Here is a 21,446-nt window from a genome sequence, read left to right on the forward strand (position 1 = left end):
TCTCAATACATTGATTTATTTCGATAAATTATCAAGTTCGTGCCGTATGTGTGCGGCTTCACTGGCGGATTGTGCGAGTGAAATGGCCTCGGTGTACGCGGCCCGTGCTTCATCAAGCCTTCCAAGTTTGGCGAGCAAATGGCCACGAACACCGTGGAAGTAAAAATACCCGGCCAGATGAGGTTCAAGGGGTTCAACCACCTCAAGCGCCGCCGCAAAGCTTTCCGCTTTTGAGATGGCGACAGCCTTGTTGAGCGTTATCACGGGCGATGGGGTCATGCGCTCCAGCGCATCATATAGCTGGACGATACCTGCCCAGTTTGTCTCAGTCGCCCGGTTCGCGCGTGTGTGTGTCGCCGCAATGGCTGCCTGTATCTGGTAGGGGCCGGGGCGTTTTAGCGCCATCGCGTTGTCGAGAAGGGTAAGCCCTTCCTCAATCATGCTTTTGTTCCAGAGGGTGCGGTCCTGATCTTCAAGGAGGATGATGTCACCATCTTTGGTGAACCGCGCCGCCGTGCGGGAGTATTGCAGCAGCATGAGCGCAAGAAGGCCTGCCATCTCTGCATCACGGGGGAACAGCTCACAAATAAGCCGCCCGAGCCGGATCGCTTCTTCACAGAGCGGCACCTTGGGTGCGCGGGTTTCTCCCGCAGCGGTATAGCCCTCGTTGAAGACAAGATAGATCATGGCGGATACCGTGTGCAGCCGCTCAGCGCGCGCGTCCGCATCCGGTGTTTCAAAGTCTACTTCCGCTTGCTTGACCTTGCGTTTGGCGCGGGTGATGCGTTGTTCCATGGCACGCTCCCCCACCAGAAACGCTTTGGCAATTTGCCCGACACTGAGGCCGGAGACGACCCTGAGTGCAAGTGCAATTTGCTGGGTGTTCGGCAGGTCCGGGTGGCAGCAAATGAACAGAAGACGCAGGATGTCATCCCGAAAGTGGGCGTCGTCCAGCCGCTCCGCCATGGGGGTTTCTACGTCACTGAGGTCCGAGATTTTTGCCTCATCCGGTAGGGCCTGCAGTTTGTTTTGCTTCCGGATGCCATCAAGCGCCGCGTTGCGGCCAACAAATATCAACCATGCGGCCGGGTCTTTTGGTGGGCCGTTGAGCGGCCACTTGCCAAGGGCGCGCAGGCAGGCTTCCTGAAAGGCTTCCTCAGCCGTGTCTAGGTCACGAAAATATCGCAGCAGGGCGGCGACTGCTTTAGGGCGGGCCGCCTTCAGTGATTTTTCGATCCAGGCGATATCGTTCACGTGGTTATCTCTCCGGGGTTAAGGCTCAGAAGCGGGCGTATTTCAAAGGCGCCGCCCGGGTTTGCACGCCCCAGGTCTTTTGCGACGCCAAGGGCCTCTTCTTTGGAGGTGCAATCCACAATATAGAAACCAAGAAGCTGTTCTTTGGTCTCTGCGAAGGGGCCATCGATCACGAGGGGCGGGTCTTGGTCTTTCCTGAGGGTCGTTGCGGTTGATGTGGGCATAAGCCGCGCCACAGGACCCAGACGTCCCGCCTCACGCAGGCCAACCTGCACGGCTTCAAGGCGCTCCATGCAGGCGTTTTCTTCTTCCGCGCTCCAGCTGCCGATAGTGGCCTCGTCGTTATAACAAAGAATGGCATATTGCATCTTGTTGTTTCCCTCTCGTTTATAAGAACGATCCAGCCTTACGTGTCCCGACATGGTTGGCAAATTACTTTATTGTGCAGTGGAACTGGGGGCGCCCACGACGGCCAGCTAAAAAAATCCCTGCCGATACTGGCCCGGCAGGGATGTTTAAGGTGGGGAAGATGATGGGGTATCTATGCCGCGATAAACTCCGCGTCGTTTTTTTGCTGTTTGAGGCCGATGGTTTGGGCAATCGCGAAAGCGAGCACCACAACAGCCTGAAAGACGATGAAGATCACCCCGAAGAGGGTGGGCGCAGGTTCGAGCGTCAGAAGAAGAGCAACGCTGTCGATAACCCACAGAAGGTTGAGGATCACGATGGGCCACACGGCGCGGCGATTAATGACCTTGCGCGTGCCAACAAAGGCGACCGCCGCTGCATATGGCAGAAGGAAAAGGCCCGCATATGTCAGAAGGGATGCAGATAGCCCCAGCATATCGCTCAGGATTGAAGCGCCAGCAGCCATCATCAGCCCGGTCGCGCCACTTGCGAGTGCATCGCCGATCAGGGCGTATTTCAGAAGGGGAAAAGTTTGGTCTGTCTTGCTCATGGTAACCTCCGTTATTGGGGTGGTATGATTAAGGTCCGGTTGTTGTCTGACACCAAGATCGGCAATTGCGTGGCGCTTGCCAATTAACTCAGAGGTAATTGAACTCAACTTTTTTCAAGAGTAGGACGGAGAGACGGCACAGGCCGGGTCATAAGAGCGAGGAAACCAATATGACAAATGAGAGAAGCGCACAGGTTTTTGGTGGGCAGCTTAAGGAATGGCGCAACAGGCGCCGCATGAGCCAGCTGGATTTCTCCCTTGAGGCCGAGATTTCACAAAAACACCTGAGTTTTATCGAGACCGGCAGATCAGCGCCTAGCCGCGATATGGTCATTCATTTGACCGAATGCCTCGATGTGCCATTGAGGGAGCGGAACTCCCTGCTGCTTGCGGCTGGGTACGCGCCCCTTTATCTGGCACGTGATCTGGATGATCCGTCGCTTGCTTCGGCCCGCGCGGCCATTGATCTGCTTCTCAAGGGGCATGAACCCTATCCGGCGATCGCCATTGACCGGCACTGGAACATGCTGGCGGCAAACGCCGCCGTGCCGCCCATGCTGGCGGGGGTGAAAGAACAAAGCCTGCTTGAGCAACCGATCAACGTGCTGCGCTTGTCGTTGCATCCGGGCGGGCTCGCGCCGCAAATTGCCAATCTGTCAGAATGGAAAAAACATCTGCTCGAGCGGTTGCGACATCAGATCAATGTGACAGCAGACGCGGCGCTTATGGACCTGATGGAGGAACTGAAGTCCTATCCGTGCCCGGAAAGCGATGCCGACATGCCCGATGCAGGATATGGGGAGGTTTTTGTACCGTTTGAATTTCTGGTGCCAAACGGCAAGCTGTCTTTCTTCTCAACCACAACGGTTTTTGGCACGCCTGTTGACGTGACATTGTCAGAAATAGCGATCGAATCCTTCTTTCCGGCGAATGAAGAAACCCGGCAGGCCCTCTCGGCATAGTTTTTTGAACAATGGTTCAATAAACATGGGTGGTGCCAAAAAACTTTCATGAGGAAGGCGCACAGTCCCGTCTGGAAAACTTTAACCTATCCGATAGGGTAGCAGGGTCAGATCAAGGGAGAGAGAACCGTGCGCATTATCCTCGCGTCACTACTGTGTATGTTTGCTGGCATCGCAGCTGAAGCTCGTGAAACCAAAACGGAGACGGTGATCCTTATCACCATTGATGGCTTGCGCTGGCAGGAAGTGTTCAGGGGCGCTGATCAAGCTTTCTTTGATCAGGAAGGTTATATCGCACACAAGAAAACCCACGATGCGTTTAAGGCAGCCTATGGACTTGAAACACCTGAGGCGTCCCGCAGCGCCCTCATGCCGTTCTTTTGGGGCACCATTGCAAAACGGGGTCAGCTCTATGGCAATAGAGATAAAGGTAGCGTGGGCCAGCTTACCAACACCTATCACTTCTCTTACCCCGGCTATAGCGAGATCCTCACCGGTTTTGCGGATGATGCGCGCATCACCAGTAATGACAAGTTCCTGAACCCTAACCAGACCATTCTTGAGTGGTTGAACGCCATGCCAGAAAACGCTGGCAAGGTCGCCGCTTTTGGGTCGTGGGATGTATTTCCCTATATCATTAACGAGGAACGCTCCGGCGTACCGGTCAACGCGGGGTTTGAGGTTTATGACGGGCTGGGTGCCAATGTCTCAATCCTCAATGAGTTGCAGGAAAAAATCCCCAGCCCATGGGATACCGTGCGGCTGGATGCCTTCACGATGGGGTTCGCGCGTGCCGCTCTCAATGAGCAGAAAATGAAGTTCGTTTATATCTCCGTTGGGGAGACGGATGACTTTGCGCATGACGGGCATTATGACCAATACGCTCATGCTGCCCACAGGAGCGACGCCGCAATCGCTGAATTGTGGACGTGGCTTGAGAGTGATCCTCGCTATGCCGGTAAAACAACACTCCTGATTACAACTGACCATGGCCGTGGCAGCGATAGTCTGGAAGCTTGGAAATATCACGGGCGCTTCCCCTACACCCGGGAGGACGGCACTAAAGCGGTAAGCGACTTCAAGGGTGACGACGCGATCTGGATGGCAGCGATGGGGCCTGACACTCCAGCCCTTGGTGAGGTTTCGGGTGGGGAGCCGGTTATACTCACTCAGGTCGCCGCGACAGCTGCCAAACTACTCGGGTATGCCTATAAGGGAAGCCATGAAACCCTGCGCCCCGGTGCGCCGATCCTGCCAATGCTGGGCGGAGAATAACCCATAATAAAGGGATCAGGTGTTCCCTGATCCCTTGTTCTCTGCCAGGTAGTTTGAGCCAGCGTCAGCGGGGAGCAAGTTGGCTCAAGAGCAGAGATTTCTCGAATACTGCCTCACCAGCCACATTCCTCGCCTGCAGCACCACGTGCGGGTCAGGCACGTTCCAGTCCACCTCGATAATGCCGAAGTTCGCTCTGGTGTACATGCAGCCGGGCAACCGGTACGCGTTTGGGCTCATGTTGTGCCATGTTTCCGTCAGGCCGCTTGAAGTGAAATCATACAAGGGGTAGGGCGTCTTGCCGTCGTCCTGACGCGAGATTTCTGCCCAGTGTGTGTCGCCACTGATGAAAACAACACCGCGGGCGTCTGTGGCTCGGATCAGTTCAATCATGCGAGCGCGTTCACGGGGGAACAGGCTCCATGCCTCCCAGCCGGGGAATGTGGATATGAACTGCAGACTGGAGCCTATAATGCGCAGGTCGGCGGGTTTGCGAAGTTCCCGCTCAAGCCAGGCCCACTGCTTTTCTCCCAGCATGGTGGCATCCGCCGCGCTCGTGGGTAGGTAAGGGCCAAACCCCATCTGGTCACGCCGTTTTGCGGCGGCTTTGCTCACATGGGTTAGCGCTGTGCGGTTCCACCTGAGGTCAAGAAGAATAACCTGTGTGCGTTGGCCCTCTTCACCATAGGTGTAGGACGTATAAATACCGTCGTCCGCACGGCGGCGGGGGCTATCCTTGGGCTCATTCCAAAACTCGAGAAACAGTTCCTTGGAGTGCTCTTTCTCCGGGTATTCAAAGCCTGCATCGTTCTCGCCATAGTCATGGTCATCCCATGTGGCGATGATGGGTGTGTTTTGCCGCAAGGCCTTGAAGCCTTCAATGCTGCCGAGCTTTTGATATTTCGCGGCCATCACATCCATGTCGCGCGTATCGCCATAGATATTGTCACCGAGAAAGATGAAAAGGTCGGGCTCAAGGGCGTTGATAGGTCCCCAGATCGGCTGGGGTTTGTTCTGGTTCGCGCATGAACCAAACAGGATACGGGAAACGGCGGCTGGCTTCTCCGCGCGGGCTTTGGTGCTGGCCAATAGTGCGGGGCCAAGCGCGGCAGTACCTGCGGCGGCAGCCATAAGTTTGAGCCCTGTACGGCGTGTGATCATGAGAACATCCCTATCTGAAAAAGGGCGGACGGCCGAAGCCGCCCGCAAGTTGCTTCGAACTTAAAACTTCAGTGTCAGGTTTGCGGTGACCTGACGGTCAGCACCAATGAAGTATGAGCCCGGCGTACCGCCACCAAGGTAGTTTTTGTTGGTGAGGTTCGTGACGTTCAGGCTTACGTCGATGGTCTGGATGCCAGGGATGACATTCTCGTCCACCGTATAGCCGACCCATGCGTCAACCAGTGTGAAGGACGGCATTTCCTGCGTGTTGGCAAAATCGCCGTAACGCTCCCCAACATGCTTGGCAGAAACACCGGCCCGCACACCATCCTTGAAGTAGCTGAGCGTACCCACGAGCTGGAACTCAGGGGCGAGCGCAACCTTGTTGCCTTCAATAACCTCTGCTGTGGTTTCGGTATACTCTGAGCTGTTGATGGTGAGCGAGCTGTAGATATTCCAATAGTCTGCGAAGTCGGCCGAAATGCTGGCTTCCACACCTTTGGATTTGATACCGCCAACGTTCAGGTATGTGCCTTCCCCTTCTTCCAGATAGTCGATGCCCCCGATTGGGTCGCCTTCCGAAACGAAGGTGATGCGGTTGTTGAATTTGATGTAATAGCCGGTCAGCGTTGCGCGCAGCCAATCATTGCTGAAGCGGAAACCGATGTCATAGTTGTCAGCCGTTTCACCCTCAAGATCAGGGATGTTCGGGTTGGTGGCACTTGCCTGGCCTTCAATGATGCCGTCTTTAATGGCGGCGAAGTTCTGCGAGAAGCCCGCGAACACCTCAAGGTTATCGGTCAGGTTATAGATGGCACCAGCGGAAAGCAGGATGTCTGAATTTGATTCGAGCGACTGGGTAGCCTCATTGCCAAAATTGTCGTTCCGCTCAAGGTCCACAAAGAATTTCTTCACACCACCACGAAGCGTCAGGTCACCAATTTCAAACGTGTCTTCCGCGTATGCCATGAAGGTATCGGTGATGAAATTGCGGTCATACTGGCGCCAGTAGGCTGTTTCGTCGAATTCGATTCCCACCATTGAATCAATGACTTTGTGCCAGTCGCGTGATTCGTCACGGTCGGAGCGTTCCCACCAGATACCGGCACGCAGGGTGTTCATCTCACCTATGCGGTAGGCCGCATCAGCTGTCGCGCCGATACGGGTTTTGGCATAGTGGGTGTGACGGTAAGACCCAACAGGGATGGCACCTGTTTGGTAACATGCCGGGTTGTTGGCCGGTGCGCCGCCGCCATAAGGGAAGGTGAGGGTCGCTGTGCAGCCCTCAATCGGCGCAAGCGGTGTACCGTTCGAATCCGTATAGGTGTATGAACCCGCTGCGCTACCGCCAAAAATGGTGCCGTTTGACTGCTCGTCACCACCGGTTACAGCCACAAGGTAAGGCGGGATCCAGTCACCGCGGCCCTCATTCTTGTGATAGTAAGGCGCGACGGTGAAGTCGAAACTATCGCCCTCATACTCTGCTTTCACATAGGCGAACCAGTTTTCACGCAGCGTGCCCCAGCCCGGACGATAAACCTGGTCTACATACGGAATACCGGTGATTGTATCCGTCAGGCGGTCCCAATCAGGGTCTTCCTCAAACTGGGCGAGGGAAATACGCTGGTAGTTGTTCTCATGGGTGTCATCCCAGGAAAGGCGACCGGTGAAGGTCCATTCATCCTGCTCAGACACAATTTTTGCCGCGAAGTGATCGCGTGTGGTGCCGCCAGCGTCGCCGATCCAGGCATCGTTGGTGGTGTTGGAGTAGCTGAGGTAAGCCCTTGTGCCAGAAGCGATTTCGCCAGTGTCATAGCGGAAGAAATACCGCTGTGCATTATTTTCCCCCACACTCAGGCTGGCCCAGAAACGCTGCTCTTCAAATGGGTTGCTGGTCACAAAATCAATGGTGCCACCGAGCGCTTCATGGGATGGGGAGGCGATATCGGCTGTGCCTTGCGATACCACAGCACGCGCGAGGTTTTCGCTATCGATATAACGGTTGGCTTTCGCGCCGCCGCCATAGTTGGAGTTACCGTTCGGCAGGCCGTCGATGGTCATGCCAACCTGTTGTTCTGAAAGGCTTACGGTGAAACCACGGATAGAGAGGGTGGTGGACCAGTCATCAGACCCGAAGGTGCCACCTTCCGAGACAAAGATGCCCGGCAGGTTGTCGATCACGGAAAGCACGCTCGCCGCGTCCGGTTCCTGGTCTTTCATGATGCTGTCGGTTGCGTTGTTCGCGAAGGTGGTTTTCTCAGCAGAAACAACGATTTCTTCAACGCCTGCGTCGTCAACGTAAGCGTCCGCAGCAGTTTCCTCCGAATGTGCTACAGCAGAAACGGCAACAAGACTGCACGCCCCCAGTAGCATTTTTTTTGTAATGTTAACTGTCATAATTCTGCGCCCTTGAAATGATAAAATTGATGCCGATTTTTATTGAATAATCATTCAATAAAAATCCCGCAGCAGCCTTAATGCGCTGAATTCTTTACGGTTTAGTGACGGAAATATGAGACCTCTGCAAAACTTTGCCGTGGGAGGGCGCGCTCTGCGTGTGGGTGGTTTTGCCAGCCAAAAGCACGGAGCCGGGGGTGTGGCACAGGTGTGGCGCAAGTGTGCGCGTTTCTGTGGCGTAATGTGGGTATATCGTGGGTGGATGTGGGGCGTATGTGTGGCGCAAAGTGTGGCGGGGAGTGGTTATGCCGTCGCGCGGATATAGCGGTTGATGCTCTCTTCAATTTGTCGCCTGATGGCAGGCAAATCCGGCGCGGTTTTCGCCATGGTGGACCGAAGCCAAAACCCGTCGATGAGTGAGGCGAATATCTCTGCGCCGTCCCTCGCGGCATCACCTGGCACCAGCTGGCGAAGTTCAAACGCAAGGTTTGAGATCAAACGCCGGTTATATATCCCCTGCAGGCGCTTCAACTCCGGTGAGAAGGGAACCTGCGCCCAGAAGGAAAGCCAGGCTCGCACTATTTCGGGTTTATATTGGTCGTCCTCAAAATTGGTATCGATAATGGCGGAGAGCCGCTCCCGCGGGCCGTTTGCGCCCTCAAGGTGTGTGAGGAAAGCATCATGCAGTTCAAAAAGTACCTGCGCCATGCTGGCTTCAAGAAGTGCCTGTTTGCCGCCAAAATAATGCGAGATAATGCCGACCGAAAGCCCGGCCTCCTTGGCGATCCGGCTCACGGTCGTCTCGGAATATCCCACACGGGCGATGGTGCGGATCGTCGCATCAATCAGTTGTTGCCGCCTGATTGGCTGCATGCCGACCTTAGGCATAAATCATCTGCTCCAATAAAACGGGGGTGTTCAGTGCTGCCATATTTTCCACAGAAGGGTCAAACCTTTACGCAGTTGCGGGCTTCATCAGGCGCGCGAAGAGGCGGAAGAGGTAGATGCCGCCAATCAGCAGGTGCACAAGCGTGAGGGTGATGAAAAGCGAGGCATCTCCCCACCATAGGCTCATGCCGCCAATCACAAGCGGCCCAATGAAAGAGCCAAAACCATTGAGGATGAGAAGCCCGCCGCTTGTGGCGATGCGTTCCCCCTCATCCACCGTATCTTGAATTTGCGCGACAGCGAGCGCGTAGATCGGCAGGGCAAAGGCCCCAAAGGCGGCGGCACATGCCATCACCATAACCTTATGCACGGCTGCAAGCAGCAGGAGGGCGCATAGGGCGGCGAGGAAGGTAAAGGCCGTCAGCACCAGCCGCCGGTCCAGCCGGTCTGAGAGGGCACCCGCGATATACTGGGTCAGCCCACCCCCAAATATAAAGGCGGCCACAAAAAAGGCGGTCTCGCTTGCGCTCAGGCCCTTATGCTGCCCGTAAGCGGCGGTGAGCCCCAACACAGCGCCAAAGCTCACCCCCACCAGCAGTGTCGCAAAAAAGCCGGAAGGGCTTGCCGTCATCACGGGCCGAAGTGGCATGGGTAGTGCAACCGCACCCTGCCAAACTTCATTTCGGATACGAAACATTAAAAAGCCTGACACGAGTACAAGGCCCGCCGCCACGATGAAGAGCACCCCGTGGCCCTCAGTATGCAGGCTCATGAACAGCGGCCCGCCGCCCGCGCCCAGAAACCAGAAAAACATATAAATGCCAAAGATGCGCGCGCGGTGGGTGCTGTCAGCTTCCAGGTTGAGCCAGCTTTCCACCACCACATACTGGCAGGCAATACCAAACCCCGTGACCAGTTGCAGAATGAGAAAAGTTGGCACACTGCCGGTGAAGGAGAAGAGCGCCGTGCAGGGCGCGTATAAAAAGGTAACGGCCATGAAGAGCCGAGCGAGGTTTAGCCGTGCCGCCAGCCGAGGTGCCACACAGGCCCCGAAAAGAAACCCCGCAAAATAGGCGCTCATCACCACGCCGGTGACAAGCGAGCTGGCGCCCGCACGCGCGAGGTCATAGGCCACCAAAGCATTCTGGAGGCTGCCGGCCGCCACAAATGCCGCCACTGCCGCAAAAAGCGGCCAAAGCGTGCGCAGTGCCTTGGTGATATCTGCTGTGCCGTGCTGCTGTGGCATCTGGTTTCCCTGCAAACGATAATCGGCGTTGGGTACAGTGCCAGTGTTTAGCTTGTGTGACAATAAAGCGAGATTGCGCGCCTTCCTAGGTCAGCAAGGCAGTGGTCAGGTCATCTTCCGTGAGGGTAATGGGGTGGTTGCCAAGCCGCTCAAGGTTGACCTGTGCGGCAAGCGCGCGCGCGTCTTCCGGGCTGATGTCTGCAATCTCCCGCACACGGGTTTTTAGTCCGGTCGCGGTCAATAGCGCGGTAAACCACGCTTTCGCGCCAGCGCCGTCCCGTACATCAAGAAGCTCAAAAATCTCACCCATGCGGGCTTTGGTGTCAGCATCGCCGCGCTCGGCATTCAAACTGAAAAAAGCGGGCAGGGTCAGCGCAACCGCTTGCCCGTGCGGCACGCCATATCGTTTGGTGATGCCGTAGGAAAGCGCATGCGGGGCTGTGGTTTTGGAGATGTTGATCGCACGACCAGACAGGTTGGCGGCTTTCGCCATATTGGTCGCGACGCTGAGGTCATCACCGGTCACATAAGCTTTCACATTGTCCCTGAGGAGCGGGATGGCTTCTGCGGCATAAACGCGGCTCTCCTCTGTTGCGTCCTTCGCCCAATATGATTCGATAGCCTGGCATAGCGCATCAATCGCGGTGCTGGCCCTGACGATGGGCGGGGCTGAGAGCGCAAGCGCTGGGTCAAGCACATAAGCTTCCGGCAAGCCTGCCTCGTGTGAGAGTGAATATTTCGCGTCCCCGATATAAACAGCCGCAAACTGTGTGCTTTCTGAGCCGGTGCCGAAGGTGGTGGGCACGGCAATGAAATGCCGGTCCGCCGCTGGTGGCGTGAGGTCTTTTTCACCCCTGAGGAGGCTCGCATGGTCGCTCGCATCATGCCCAGCCAATATATGCACCGACTTGGCGATGTCGATGGAACTGCCGCCGCCGATGGCGACGATGAGGTCACACCCACTTGCGCAGAATTTCTCCACGCCTGCGGTTATTTCGCTCAGTTGCGGGTTTTCGGTGAAGTCAGAAAACCGTACCACGGGGGTTTCACCGCACGCGACTTGAAACTTGGCCTTCGCGCCGGAGGCGGAGAAAGACCCGGTGCCTGCAACCAGAAACACGCCGCGCGCGCGGCCCAGATACTCTTCGCCCAAACTGGCCCATGATATCTGTTTCTGGCTTGGCATCAGGGTTTGTCCGCCTTGAGGAAGCGCATGAAGTCACCCTTGTTTTCCTGCGGGCTGGAGGTTGGCCGACCAAGGTCGGACCGGTGACCTTGTTTGACATTCACCTCAATAAGGGCTGGCTTCGGCAAATCGCTTTGCAGCAGGTTGGTAAGGGCCGTTTCATCATCCACACTATGCACGGCCTTATAGCCACAACCTTCGGCAATCTGGGGCATGCTGATATCGCGGGCCACTGTTGGCTGCCCGCCCACAGAGCCATGCACACCGTTGTTGATAACGATATGAATGAAGTTTGCGGGCGCCTGATTGGCGATGATGGCCATGGCCCCCATATGCATGAGCGCAGCCCCGTCCCCATCAAGGCACACAACAGTGCGCTCAGGCTGGTTGAGCGCAATACCAAGTGCGATTTGAGAGGCATGGCCCATGCCGCCCACGGTAAGGAAATCCCGGTGATGCCCTGTGCCTTCATGGGCGCGGGCTTCAAACAGTTCACGTGAGGCCATGCCGGTTGTGCCAACTACGGCGGCGTCTTCAGGTAATGTGCCAATGATGGCCTTGATCGCCTCTTCCCGCGTCATGGGCAGGTCTTCGGTTATGCCAGCGAGCTTATAGTCCGCGAAAGCACCTTTCTCGACCAGCAGCGCGTAGGGGGCATTATGCTCGGCGATATAGCCAAGCGCTTTATCAAGGGCGGCTTTGGCGCTCTCGCCGTTATGCCCGATGTTCGCGTAGGGGATTTCCATCGCGTCCAGCATGGCGCACATCACACGGCCCTGTTTTACGTGCTGCGGTTCATCCTTCACGCCCGGTTGCCCGCGCCAGCCAATCAGCATGAGCATGGGGGTGCTATATACCTCACGGTCAGCCAGCGACAGCAGCGGGTTGACGATATTCCCGAGGCCGGAGTTCTGCATATACACCAGCGGCACTTTGCCGGTTGCCATATGATAGCCGAGCGCAAGGCCAACCGCCCCGCCTTCATTGGCGGCGATGATATGCTGTTCGGGCGGCATGGTGGCTGTCACATAAGCGCAGAAGCTTTTAAGGAGCGAGTCCGGCACCCCGGTGAAAAAAGACACCCCGGCTTTCTGTAGCTCAGCATAAAAGGCCTGCGGTTCAATCATCACCGTGTTCCCGGAATGAGGTCGAGGATTTCCTTGATCGGCATGCAAAGCTCACTGCTTTCTGCGGACCGGCCGTGATGGAGGATGCTTTCCGCCACTTTCATCATGCTGGGGTATGCTGCGCGCAAAAGCTGGTTGGCGTATATCACGATCTTCACGCCGCGTTCCTGAAGCTCATGTTCATACACTTCATTGAAACTTGAAGGCACCACCACGAGCGGCTTGTCTGCACCAAGCGCCGCATACATCTCGCAGAAGGCGTAAATCTCATCCGGTGATTTCTGGCGGCTGTGGATCATGATGCCGTCTGCGCCCGCTTCGAGGTACGCTTTCGCGCGCGTGATGGCATCCTCAAGCCCTTGCTCAAGGATCAGGCTTTCAATGCGCGCGATGATCATGAAGTCGCGCGTGACCTGCGATGCCTTGCCGGTGCGGATCTTGTCGCAGAAGTCTTCAATGCTGGCCTGCTGCTGTGCAACCTCGTTACCGAAGAGGGAGTTTTTCTTCAAGCCAACCTTGTCTTCAATGATGACAGCAGAAACGCCAAGGCGTTCAAGCGAGCGCACGGTGAAGGCAAAATGCTCCGGCTTGCCGCCGGTGTCGCCATCAAAAATCAGCGGTTTGGTGGTAACCTCAAAGATCTCATTGAGGGTGGAAAGGCGGGTGGAAATATCCACCACTTCAATATCCGGTTTGCCTTTGACGGTCGATTCCGTGAGGCTGCTGCCCCACATGCCGTCAAACTCCAGTGTGCGGCCATCCTTGGATGACTTGGCGTGTTCGACAATCAGGCCGGAGATGCCGTTATGGGCTTCCATGATGCGCACGATGGGTTTGGCGTCGATCAGGCGCTTGAGCGTGCGGCGGCGGATATCGGGCGTGGTGCCCACTTCCTTGATGCTGCCATGAAGCTGGGTTGAGGAGATGCCTTCCGTGTAGGGAAACTCAACCAGCTTGCCGCCCCATTCAGCCAGCACTTCAATAACGCGCGCGCGGGTTTTTTTCTGTACGCCGGTTTTCCAGTCGTCCCCATGTACTACAATGTCGGGCTTATAGGTACGCAGATTAGGCTCATAATTGAGGGTTTCCTGTGGCACCACACGCACCACGCCCTTGATGTTCTCAACAACGCTTTTACGCTGCTCAAAAGTGAGAAAGGGCAGGCGCTTGTAGCTCGCGATGGCGCTATCTGTCAGCAGGCCGATGGTCAGCTCGCCAAGCTCGGCGGCTTTCTTGATAATGTTCACATGACCCGGGTGCAGGAGGTCTGCGCTCATCCCCATATATACTGTCGGCATTCGTATCGTTCCTGATCGTCTTCTTGTGTTTAATTAATGGTCTGTTTCCCAAAGAAACTCTGGCAAGGCTGCTTCAATCTGCCTGATCGCGTCCTGGTCTGCATAGGCTTCATGAAGTCGCACATTGCGGCCAGAGACTTCGGGGTCGAAATATTTATGTCTCGAAAGATGCGCGCCGATATTAAGCCGGCCCGCAAGTGCCATGCGATAGTCCTCCGATAGCACAAATTCCTCAAACTGGACGACAGTAATTTGGCCGCCCTTTAGCTGGGTGTTTTTCTGATCGCGCTCAAATTTTTGCCGGTAATCACGATAGCTTTTGATAAAGCGCGGCACGTCGCGGTGGAAGTTCGGGTTTTCCGCCATATTGGCGGTGAACTGCGCGCGCGGGTCTCGAAACACCGCAAAATAGTGGAAGTTTTCCAGATAGTCGCTCAGGGCCACATTCTGGCAGTGGATCACATTATCGAGAAGGAAGGTTTTGCCATGCTCAGGCGTGCAGCCAAGGATCGCCTCAATCACCGCATCCACCAGCGCATTGGTGGCGGCCTGAAGGGGCGCGGGGGATTGCCTGCCACCTTCCACAAAGCTGCCGTAGGCTCGCAGTACATTACCAACGGCCTCCGCGTATGTGGCGCTGTCGTTGCCCGCGCACCAGCGGGCTGACTGCACCGGGATATAACCGCCTTTGTCATCATAGGCCGCAAGGCCCAGTGCGATTTTAGCAAAGAAGGCTTGTGCGTGCGGCTCAAGCGCGCGTTTGCGCTTAATACCCTGCAAGCCGTCGCTATGCTCGATATGGCGAAACTCACCGTGGACCGGGGTGACACCTTCAAACTCGCGGAAAAAATCATAAAGCGCGCCGGAGCCGGACCAGCCGGTGCCCGCCACCATGATTTTCTGTAACGCGGGTGCGTGCAGAATGGTGGGTACAGCACCGGGCGTGGTTATACCACTGAGCGCATCGAAGGCTTCCAGCCACGCCTGCGCGGAGGTTTTGAGGCCAGCGGTATCAAGTGCCTCCGCGAAGCGGGCTCGTGCGGCCTCCTTGTCACCCGCATCCATCAGTTCGTAGGCGTCCTCCGCAATCGCGGTCGCGAGCTCAAACCGGGCCTCGGTCATCACTTTCTGGATGCTCGCTTCGGCTTTCAGTTCAGCGGGCAGGGTGTCTATAAGCTCAAGCGTGTGGGCCCACGCCTTGCTGCCGAATGCCACATGCACTTGTTTTTTGATGAGAGAGGGCTGGCCGGGGTGCTGCCTGAGACCCTCACCAATCACGCGCTCGGCATCATTGCGCTCGCCAGCGTTCAGGTGAGCGTCCGCGAGGCGAATGTATAGGCCGGGCACGGGGGTGGCTGGCGCTTGCTCGATGGCTTTTCGCCACTGCGCAGCAGCAGCGTCCCACTTGCGCTCAGCCATCAACAGTTCACCGAGCGTAACCTCAAGGTCAAATGTGTGCGATAGCGTTTCAAGGCCACTACGGATGACCTTATGGGCATCATCAAAGCGGTAAGCGTGCCTCAGACCCGTGGCGAGCTTGGTATACAGCGGCGGGATATCAAACGGGTGTTTCGCCTGCCAGATGGGCCACAGGATATCCGCCACCTTGGGCCACTTGTTTTCATGCTCAAGCGTGTTGATCTCTGCCATCAGCTTTGTGGTGCCCAGCACCGCTTGCAGCCTGGCGCCGTCTTTACACGCGGCGAGCAGACGCGCGTAGCCCGCGTGTTTGCCAAGGGCCGCGACCTTTGTGGTGCATAGGGCGAGCGCATCCCTCGCCTCCCCCATTTCAAGAAGCAGTGACGCCTTCTGGAACAGAAGCCCGGTGTGGTCTGGCTTCGCGCTTAGGGCTGGTTCAAGGCACTGAATGGCGGCCTGGAATTCTTGCATCTGCCGGTAAGCGCGCACCAGAAGGATAACCCCTTCCGGCCGCGGCGCGGGCCGTGCAGCAAGCGGCGCGAGGGACAAGGTAACACCTCGCCAGTCACCACGGTCAAACACCAGCCGCGCGCGGCGTATTGCCTGCTTGTCGCGCAACTTTTGTATCGATCTCATGGGATTGAACATAGGGTAGGCCTTGCGCTTCTGTTGGCGCGGTTTCTCGTCAGGTTGCTGAATGCATCTTGGTGTAGCATTTCCTTCACCGAAATGTCACGCAACCAGATGCCGTGCGCGCGAAGTTTCATGGATGGCAGATGAAGGCAGGATGAATAGGGCATTGCCTTGGGCTAAAGTGCGGGGCTATATGGTCCGCATGTGATTGGCGTTGCGGCAGCACACCACCACACGACCGGAGCGATAGATGACCACCACCTTGTATATTTATGTTGGGCATGAGAACTGCGGCAGCGGTTTGATCCGTCAAACGCTGGCGGCGGGCCATGGTGCGCTCATGAGTGCGGGTATTGGTCTATGCTCAGCGGCCTTTTCGGTGGTGGGCAAAAAAGCCAGCGTGACATTTCCTGATGCGCTGATAGCGGGCAAGTTAGAGGCGCAGCAGGCGGGTAAAAAGGTGGACCTCGCGGCTGAGTTTCAGGCGCTACATGCCAAGGCTGAGGCGCTGAAGCTGAAGGCGGTGATCCTCACAGGCGAAGGCCTGAATACGCCCGCAGCCGCTGATATGCTCGCCGCCGCAAAATCCTATTTCGACTGCAAGATCATCTATTATTTCGCCCGGCAGGATGACTGGCTGGTGGAAAGCTGGCGGCGCGGCGCGTTCAAAACGGGCGTTGGGCTGCACACTTATGTACAAGAGCAGCTATCGGCTGCAGACAAGGGCATCTACCAGGGTGTGCTGAGCGCTTACATGGGCGTGTTTGGCGCTGAACATATGCGTGTGCGCCTTACCTGGCCAAAGGTGCTGGAGGGCGGGCATATTGCCGCTGACTTCTGGTCTGCGGTTGGGGCAGAAGCCGTTTTGGCCCCTGAGCTGCCCACAGAAGAAGCCGGGCTGACCGATGAGTTGCGCAGTGCGCTCAAGGAAAGCCCCTATCTGTTTGATGGCACCAACGATAGTGAGCTGACGGATTTTATCACCAGCCTGCATGTCACCTCGGGCAGTGCGCAGGGCTATCCGCTTGACGACGACACGCGCCGGGAGATCATGGAGCGGTTCAAGGCCGAGAACCACTGGATCAAACACACTTTCCTCAAGAACTTCGCCATGCCGGGCTGGAACTCCGTGCCCAAGCGGCAAGGGGCTGAGCCGATTGAGAATGACCCGGTAACGGTGGCGGGGGTGACAGAAGCCTTGAACCTTAACCTCATGCTCCTTAAAGAGCTGCGGGAAGATATCAGCAAGATCAAAAAGAATATGGGCCTGAAGTAGCCACTACCTCAAGCCCATGGTCTTGGTTGTAGGGTCTAAGGGTTAGTTACCGACCCTGACCTTCGCTCTTGATCATGACGTCTTGACCGGGCATCAGCCGTTCACCGCCACGGATCACTACCTTATCGCCTTCAGCCAAGCCGTCTTTCAGGGAAACCCAAAGCCCGATCGCAGCCTGAACGTCTGCGGTGATCTGCTCGGCTTTGTTATCCGCGCCAACTTTGAAAAGGTACTGCGTGCCGCCCTTGAGGATAAGGGCGTCGCGCGGCACGGCCACGGCCTCTTGCGCCTCTTCCTTGGGCAGGCTTACCTTCACAGGTGTGCCCACCATCCAGAACTCGGGTTTTGAGGTCAGGCGAACTTCCACCATGCGTGAAACCATGTCCCCCACCGGCACAACGGCGCGGATGGGCAGCATGCGGCTTGTGCGCCCGTCATGAACCGCGACACTATCACCCGCCTTGAGGAAAGGCGTGATTGCGATGGGCGCCGGGATCACAACTTCGATATGCTCGTTGTCGACAAGACGGACAATCGGGTCGGCAATATTGACATACTCACCCTTGTTCGCGAGGCGCTGCACAACATGGCCTGGGAAAGGCGCACGGATTTCAGCGCGCGCGAGGTCGCCTTTCGCGCGGTCAAGCGTTGCTTCGGCATCGGCGATCTCCTGCATCAGCATATCGCGCTGGGCAGTGACTTCTTGCAGCTTGGCCTGTGAGGTGTTGTCGCTTTTCGCCAGTTCCTCATAGCGCTTCACATCCTGCTCGCGGAAGGCAAGGCTGGCCTGTAGCCGCTTGAGGTTTGCTTCCGCGCGCCGCGCTGCCACAGAAAGCAGCCTGTTGTCGATCCGCGCGATTACATCACCTTCTTTTACCGCTGTGCCAACCTGCGCAATCCAGGCAAGCGGGCCTTCAACTTCGCTCGCGATGCGGCTGTCATTGAGGCTGATCACCGTGCCTGATACCAGCATCTCGGGTGCCATCATGCGCGTCTCTGCCGTGGCTACTTCTACTTGCGCGGGCGGCATCTGCGGCATGTCCTGCGCCACAACAGGCGCGAGGGCTGTAAGGGCGAGGAGAAAAGCCGCACCCGCTGTTCGGGTTTTATGAAAAGAAATGTTCAAGGCCATCGTAAACTCGTTTCTATGCTGTTTTTTAAATGCTGGGCGCCCGGCTATTCTGCCGCTTTCGCCTTATTATCAAAATTGTCGTCACTATCCATGTCCGCGCCTTCGCTCGTCACGTTGCTGCCGGGCGTCAGTTGCAGCAGGCTTGGCAGTAACACGAGGGTGAAAAGCGTGGAAACACTCATGCCGCCCACAATTGCCGCTGCCATGCCGCGGTAAATCTCGCTGCCGGAACCCGGGAACAGGAGAAGGGGCGCCATGCCAAACAGGCTTGTCAGCGTGCTCATGAAAATGGGCCTGAGGCGCAGGCGCAAGGCCTGACGCACGGCATCAACCCTGCTGAACCCGCGGCTTTCCGCCCGGCGTGTCTGTTCAACAAGCAGAATGGCGTTGTTGACCACAAGACCCAGGAGGATGATGAAACCAATCATGCCAAGAAGATCGAGCGGCTGGAAGTTGATCAGGTTCATCAGGTTGATCGCAAGCACACCGCCAACCCACGCAAGTGGGATGGAGATGGCAACAAGGAGCGCATCGGTGAGTGACTTGAAAAGCCCTGCCATGATCAGGATAAGAAGCGCCGCCGCGAGAAGGAAGTTATTGATCAATTCGGCTACACCCTCATCAAGGTCTGCCGCGCTGCCCGCATAGGTGATGGTGCTGCCCTGTGGCAACATGGCCATCAGTTGCGGTTCTATGTCAGATTTCAGTGTAGCAATCAGTTCCTCAAGCGACATGCCTTCCGGCGGGTTGACCGAGAGACTATAGGCCCGGCCCCGGTCGAAGCGCGCAATCGTGTTGGGCCCCAGCGTTGTTTTGAGGGTTGCCAGTTCACCCAGCGGCACAAGCCCGCCTTTCGGTGTCATCACTGGCAGGTCTGCCATCTGTTCCGGTGTTTTGAACCGTTCGGATTTCAGGTAAATATCAAGCCGGGTTGTGCCGTCAAAATATTCACCAAGCCATGCCCCTTGACCAAGTTCCAGCACAACCATGGTGAGGTCGTCACGGGTCCAGCCTACTTCTGCAAGGCGTTCATCATTGGGCTCGAACCTCAACTCGGTCGCCTCGGCGAACGGGTCAGGCATCGGGTTTGCGTTAGCGCCGGGAATGGCGCCCATCACGATACCCATGCCGGCCATGGCCGCGTTCTTCACCGCGTCAAGGTCAGGGGACATCAGGCGCATTTCCACGCTGTTGCTGTCATCAAAGCCGCCAAAAAGGCTGCGGCGCATGGTGAAGCCAAACATATCCGGGATACCGGAGATAATCTCGGTTTGCACCACATTCTGCAGTTCTTCGAGCCGTGACCCGTCTTCACCGTTGAGCGCCAACCAGCCGCCGGTCGCGCCGGGGAAGGACCAGAAGAAATAGTCGCTGATCTTCGGTTCTTTTTCACCGTTCAGGTATGGCTGGATACGGGCATCGATCACTTGCGCGATCTCTTTGTCCGCTGTTTCCACATTGGTGCCGGGCGGGAAGAAGAGGAAGCTGTCCACCGTGTCCCGCTTCATGGAAGGCATGAAGTTGAAAGGCGGGCGCAGCACAAAAATAAGGGTCAACGAAATGGTGATGAGGCACCCAACCCACAGCAGCCGTTTCACGTGCGTGTTGGTCGCGGTCATTAAGCGGTCGGTGAGGCGGTCCCATATGGTGATGCCTTGCTCCGGCTCCGGCAGTTGGCGCATCCAGAACCGTGCCGTTGTCGGCAGGATCGTGACCGCAACAATAAGCGATACGCTTACGCCAATCGCGATAGTGAGAGCGAGGTCGGCGAACATCTGCCCCACAGCACCCTGAAGGAACATGATCGGGATAAAGATAGCAACCGTGGTGGCGGTGGAGGCGAGAAGCGCACCCCATACCTGTGTTGCACCCTTGTCGCTTGCCTCAAGCGGGCGTTCACCGCGTTCACGCAGGCGCACGATATTCTCAAGCACCACGATGGCAGCATCAAGTACCATACCGCTTGCAAACGCGAGACCCGCGAGCGAGATGACGTTGAGCGTGCGGCCTGTCATCTGCAGCACAAGGAATGTGGTCAGAAGAGACACTGGGATCGCAAGCGCAATCAGCATGGTTGCGCGCCACTGGCGCAAGAACAGCCAAAGCGCAAAAACCGCAAGCAGCATGCCGACAACAAGGTTGCCAGACAGCAGGCTGATGGACCGGTTGATGTAAACGCTCGGGTCAAAAGAGAACTGTGCCTTCAGGCCGCGTTCGGCAAAGGGACCTGCGTTCAGTTGGTCCATCTTTGCCTTCACGCCTTCAAGCGCTTCAAGCACGTTGGCGTCGTTGTTTTTTGAGATACCCATACGGAAGGACGGGTTGCCGTTCTGGTAGATAAAACCGTCAGCGCGGCCGATATCGATCTTGACCGTGGCCACATCACCAAGGCGTACCGGCAGGCCGTTCCGCCATTCGAGAATGAGGTCTGCAAGCTCGTCAGCGTCATACCGGCCTTCAAGGCGCACGGTATATTGCTTGCGGCCCACATCCACAAAGCCGCTGGAGATATCTACTGACCGACCAACACGGGCCGGTACCTTGGCAATGTCAATGCCGAGTTCTGCCGCGCGGTAGGGGTCGAAGATGATTTGAAGTTGCTCACCCGTGCCGCCGCTGCCATCATCAAACTCGATACGCGACACGCCATAGAGCGACTGCATCTCAGGCACGATCACGTCACGGATATACCGGCGGTTTTTGGCGACCTGTTCGGGGTTCAGGTCTTCCATCTGGATGTAGTAGTCGATCAATGTGTCGTTCGCGTCGCCCCATTCACCCATGAAAATCTGCGGTTTTTCGGCACTTGCGGGCAGAGGGCGCAGGCGGTTGAGACGGCTGATCACCTCGATAAGGGCGGTGGTCATATCCGTATCAAGCGCGAACTCAAGCTGCATGAAACCAAAGTTGGCCATATTCCAGGAAACCATCTCGGTCATGCCGGGGGTGCCCTGCAGCACTTCCTCAACCGGCACGGCGATTTCCGATTCCATCTCTGCGGGCGAGGCACCCGGCCACGAATTCACCACAGAAATGATAGGTTTCTGGATTTGCGGCAGCAGTTGCGCAGGCATATTCACGACCGACATGATACCCAGCAGCATTACAACTGCAGATACAATAGCAACGGCCGCCGGATTGTTGAGGCTTTGGCGTGTTAGTTTCATGGTTTGTCTCTGTCGTGTGTTGTGTTCTGTGCCTTGAGCGCCAAAAGTTCTCTATTCGTTCTTCTCTGG

Annotated in this window: 16 protein-coding genes; 3 read left to right on the top strand and 13 right to left on the bottom strand. The window is 56.7% G+C overall.

Features of this window, described 5'->3' with window-relative positions; translation table 11 throughout:
* Positions 1-15 precede the first annotated feature (15 nt).
* From ACN0XZ_RS12490 to ACN0XZ_RS12500, 3 genes are all read right to left on the bottom strand, one after another.
* A complete protein-coding gene (locus ACN0XZ_RS12490) occupies positions 16-1,254 on the bottom strand; it encodes an RNA polymerase sigma factor (protein ID WP_417458107.1) in 1,239 nt (412 codons plus the stop codon).
* A complete protein-coding gene (locus ACN0XZ_RS12495; protein WP_417458108.1) occupies positions 1,251-1,622 on the bottom strand; it encodes a YciI family protein in 372 nt (123 codons plus the stop codon). Before ACN0XZ_RS12495 ends, ACN0XZ_RS12490 begins: the two co-directional genes overlap by 4 nt.
* A gap of 173 nt (positions 1,623-1,795) precedes the next feature.
* Positions 1,796-2,212, bottom strand: a complete 417-nt coding sequence (locus ACN0XZ_RS12500; RefSeq protein ID WP_417458109.1) for a hypothetical protein — start codon at positions 2,210-2,212, stop codon at positions 1,796-1,798.
* Between the two features lie 170 nt (positions 2,213-2,382).
* Between ACN0XZ_RS12500 and ACN0XZ_RS12505 the strand changes: the two genes are divergently transcribed.
* Both ACN0XZ_RS12505 and ACN0XZ_RS12510 read left to right on the top strand, forming a co-directional pair.
* Positions 2,383-3,174 (top strand): helix-turn-helix domain-containing protein, encoded by a 792-nt coding sequence (locus tag ACN0XZ_RS12505; RefSeq protein ID WP_417458110.1) that lies wholly within the window; start codon positions 2,383-2,385, stop codon positions 3,172-3,174.
* 129 nt (positions 3,175-3,303) lie between these two features.
* A complete protein-coding gene (locus tag ACN0XZ_RS12510) occupies positions 3,304-4,449 on the top strand; it encodes an alkaline phosphatase family protein (RefSeq protein ID WP_417458111.1) in 1,146 nt (381 codons plus the stop codon).
* Positions 4,450-4,513: 64 nt separating this feature from the next.
* Here ACN0XZ_RS12510 and ACN0XZ_RS12515 read toward each other — a convergent pair whose 3' ends face one another.
* From ACN0XZ_RS12515 to ACN0XZ_RS12550, 8 genes are all read right to left on the bottom strand, one after another.
* A complete protein-coding gene (locus tag ACN0XZ_RS12515) occupies positions 4,514-5,608 on the bottom strand; it encodes an alkaline phosphatase D family protein (protein ID WP_417458112.1) in 1,095 nt (364 codons plus the stop codon).
* A gap of 60 nt (positions 5,609-5,668) precedes the next feature.
* Complete coding sequence (locus ACN0XZ_RS12520) at positions 5,669-8,005, bottom strand: TonB-dependent receptor domain-containing protein (RefSeq protein WP_417458113.1); 2,337 nt, start codon at positions 8,003-8,005, stop codon at positions 5,669-5,671.
* Between the two features lie 303 nt (positions 8,006-8,308).
* Positions 8,309-8,893 (bottom strand): choline-responsive transcriptional repressor BetI, encoded by a 585-nt coding sequence (gene betI, locus ACN0XZ_RS12525; protein WP_417458114.1) that lies wholly within the window; start codon positions 8,891-8,893, stop codon positions 8,309-8,311.
* A gap of 67 nt (positions 8,894-8,960) precedes the next feature.
* Positions 8,961-10,139, bottom strand: a complete 1,179-nt coding sequence (locus ACN0XZ_RS12530) for an MFS transporter (protein ID WP_417458115.1) — start codon at positions 10,137-10,139, stop codon at positions 8,961-8,963.
* Positions 10,140-10,224: 85 nt separating this feature from the next.
* Positions 10,225-11,325, bottom strand: a complete 1,101-nt coding sequence (locus ACN0XZ_RS12535) for a phosphonoacetaldehyde reductase (RefSeq protein ID WP_417458116.1) — start codon at positions 11,323-11,325, stop codon at positions 10,225-10,227.
* Positions 11,325-12,452, bottom strand: a complete 1,128-nt coding sequence (gene aepY, locus ACN0XZ_RS12540; protein ID WP_417458117.1) for a phosphonopyruvate decarboxylase — start codon at positions 12,450-12,452, stop codon at positions 11,325-11,327. Before aepY ends, ACN0XZ_RS12535 begins: the two co-directional genes overlap by 1 nt.
* Positions 12,452-13,750: a phosphoenolpyruvate mutase gene (gene aepX / locus ACN0XZ_RS12545; RefSeq protein WP_417458118.1), complete on the bottom strand. Its 1,299-nt coding sequence runs from the start codon at positions 13,748-13,750 to the stop codon at positions 12,452-12,454. Before aepX ends, aepY begins: the two co-directional genes overlap by 1 nt.
* A gap of 33 nt (positions 13,751-13,783) precedes the next feature.
* The gene (locus ACN0XZ_RS12550) at positions 13,784-15,805 is read right to left on the bottom strand and encodes a tetratricopeptide repeat protein (protein WP_417458119.1); all 2,022 of its coding nucleotides are present in this window, start codon (positions 15,803-15,805) and stop codon (positions 13,784-13,786) included.
* Positions 15,806-16,052: 247 nt separating this feature from the next.
* Between ACN0XZ_RS12550 and ACN0XZ_RS12555 the strand changes: the two genes are divergently transcribed.
* Positions 16,053-17,078 (top strand): hypothetical protein, encoded by a 1,026-nt coding sequence (locus ACN0XZ_RS12555; protein ID WP_417458120.1) that lies wholly within the window; start codon positions 16,053-16,055, stop codon positions 17,076-17,078.
* 46 nt (positions 17,079-17,124) lie between these two features.
* Here ACN0XZ_RS12555 and ACN0XZ_RS12560 read toward each other — a convergent pair whose 3' ends face one another.
* Together ACN0XZ_RS12560 and ACN0XZ_RS12565 are read right to left on the bottom strand one after the other, a co-directional pair.
* Positions 17,125-18,210: an efflux RND transporter periplasmic adaptor subunit gene (locus ACN0XZ_RS12560; protein WP_417458121.1), complete on the bottom strand. Its 1,086-nt coding sequence runs from the start codon at positions 18,208-18,210 to the stop codon at positions 17,125-17,127.
* 44 nt (positions 18,211-18,254) lie between these two features.
* Positions 18,255-21,377 carry an efflux RND transporter permease subunit gene (locus ACN0XZ_RS12565; protein WP_417458122.1) on the bottom strand — a complete coding sequence of 1,041 codons (3,123 nt, stop codon included), beginning with the start codon at positions 21,375-21,377 and terminating at the stop codon, positions 18,255-18,257.
* Positions 21,378-21,446 lie beyond the last annotated feature (69 nt).

The organism is Kordiimonas sp., assembly GCF_048264555.1.
GTDB lineage: Bacteria > Pseudomonadota > Alphaproteobacteria > Sphingomonadales > Kordiimonadaceae > Kordiimonas.

Bases quoted from the DNA above. Each gene is read 5' to 3' on its own strand.
- ACN0XZ_RS12495 (WP_417458108.1), bottom strand. From the start codon at position 1,622: ATGCAATATGCCATTCTTTGTTATAACGACGAGGCCACTATCGGCAGC.
- ACN0XZ_RS12500 (WP_417458109.1), bottom strand. From the start codon at position 2,212: ATGAGCAAGACAGACCAAACTTTTCCCCTTCTGAAATACGCCCTGATC.
- ACN0XZ_RS12505 (WP_417458110.1), top strand. From the start codon at position 2,383: ATGACAAATGAGAGAAGCGCACAGGTTTTTGGTGGGCAGCTTAAGGAA.
- ACN0XZ_RS12515 (WP_417458112.1), bottom strand. From the start codon at position 5,608: ATGATCACACGCCGTACAGGGCTCAAACTTATGGCTGCCGCCGCAGGT.
- ACN0XZ_RS12520 (WP_417458113.1), bottom strand. From the start codon at position 8,005: ATGACAGTTAACATTACAAAAAAAATGCTACTGGGGGCGTGCAGTCTT.
- betI (WP_417458114.1), bottom strand. From the start codon at position 8,893: ATGCCTAAGGTCGGCATGCAGCCAATCAGGCGGCAACAACTGATTGAT.
- ACN0XZ_RS12530 (WP_417458115.1), bottom strand. From the start codon at position 10,139: ATGCCACAGCAGCACGGCACAGCAGATATCACCAAGGCACTGCGCACG.
- ACN0XZ_RS12535 (WP_417458116.1), bottom strand. From the start codon at position 11,325: ATGCCAAGCCAGAAACAGATATCATGGGCCAGTTTGGGCGAAGAGTAT.
- aepY (WP_417458117.1), bottom strand. From the start codon at position 12,452: ATGATTGAACCGCAGGCCTTTTATGCTGAGCTACAGAAAGCCGGGGTG.
- aepX (WP_417458118.1), bottom strand. From the start codon at position 13,750: ATGCCGACAGTATATATGGGGATGAGCGCAGACCTCCTGCACCCGGGT.
- ACN0XZ_RS12550 (WP_417458119.1), bottom strand. From the start codon at position 15,805: ATGAGATCGATACAAAAGTTGCGCGACAAGCAGGCAATACGCCGCGCG.
- ACN0XZ_RS12555 (WP_417458120.1), top strand. From the start codon at position 16,053: ATGACCACCACCTTGTATATTTATGTTGGGCATGAGAACTGCGGCAGC.
- ACN0XZ_RS12560 (WP_417458121.1), bottom strand. From the start codon at position 18,210: ATGGCCTTGAACATTTCTTTTCATAAAACCCGAACAGCGGGTGCGGCT.
- ACN0XZ_RS12565 (WP_417458122.1), bottom strand. From the start codon at position 21,377: ATGAAACTAACACGCCAAAGCCTCAACAATCCGGCGGCCGTTGCTATT.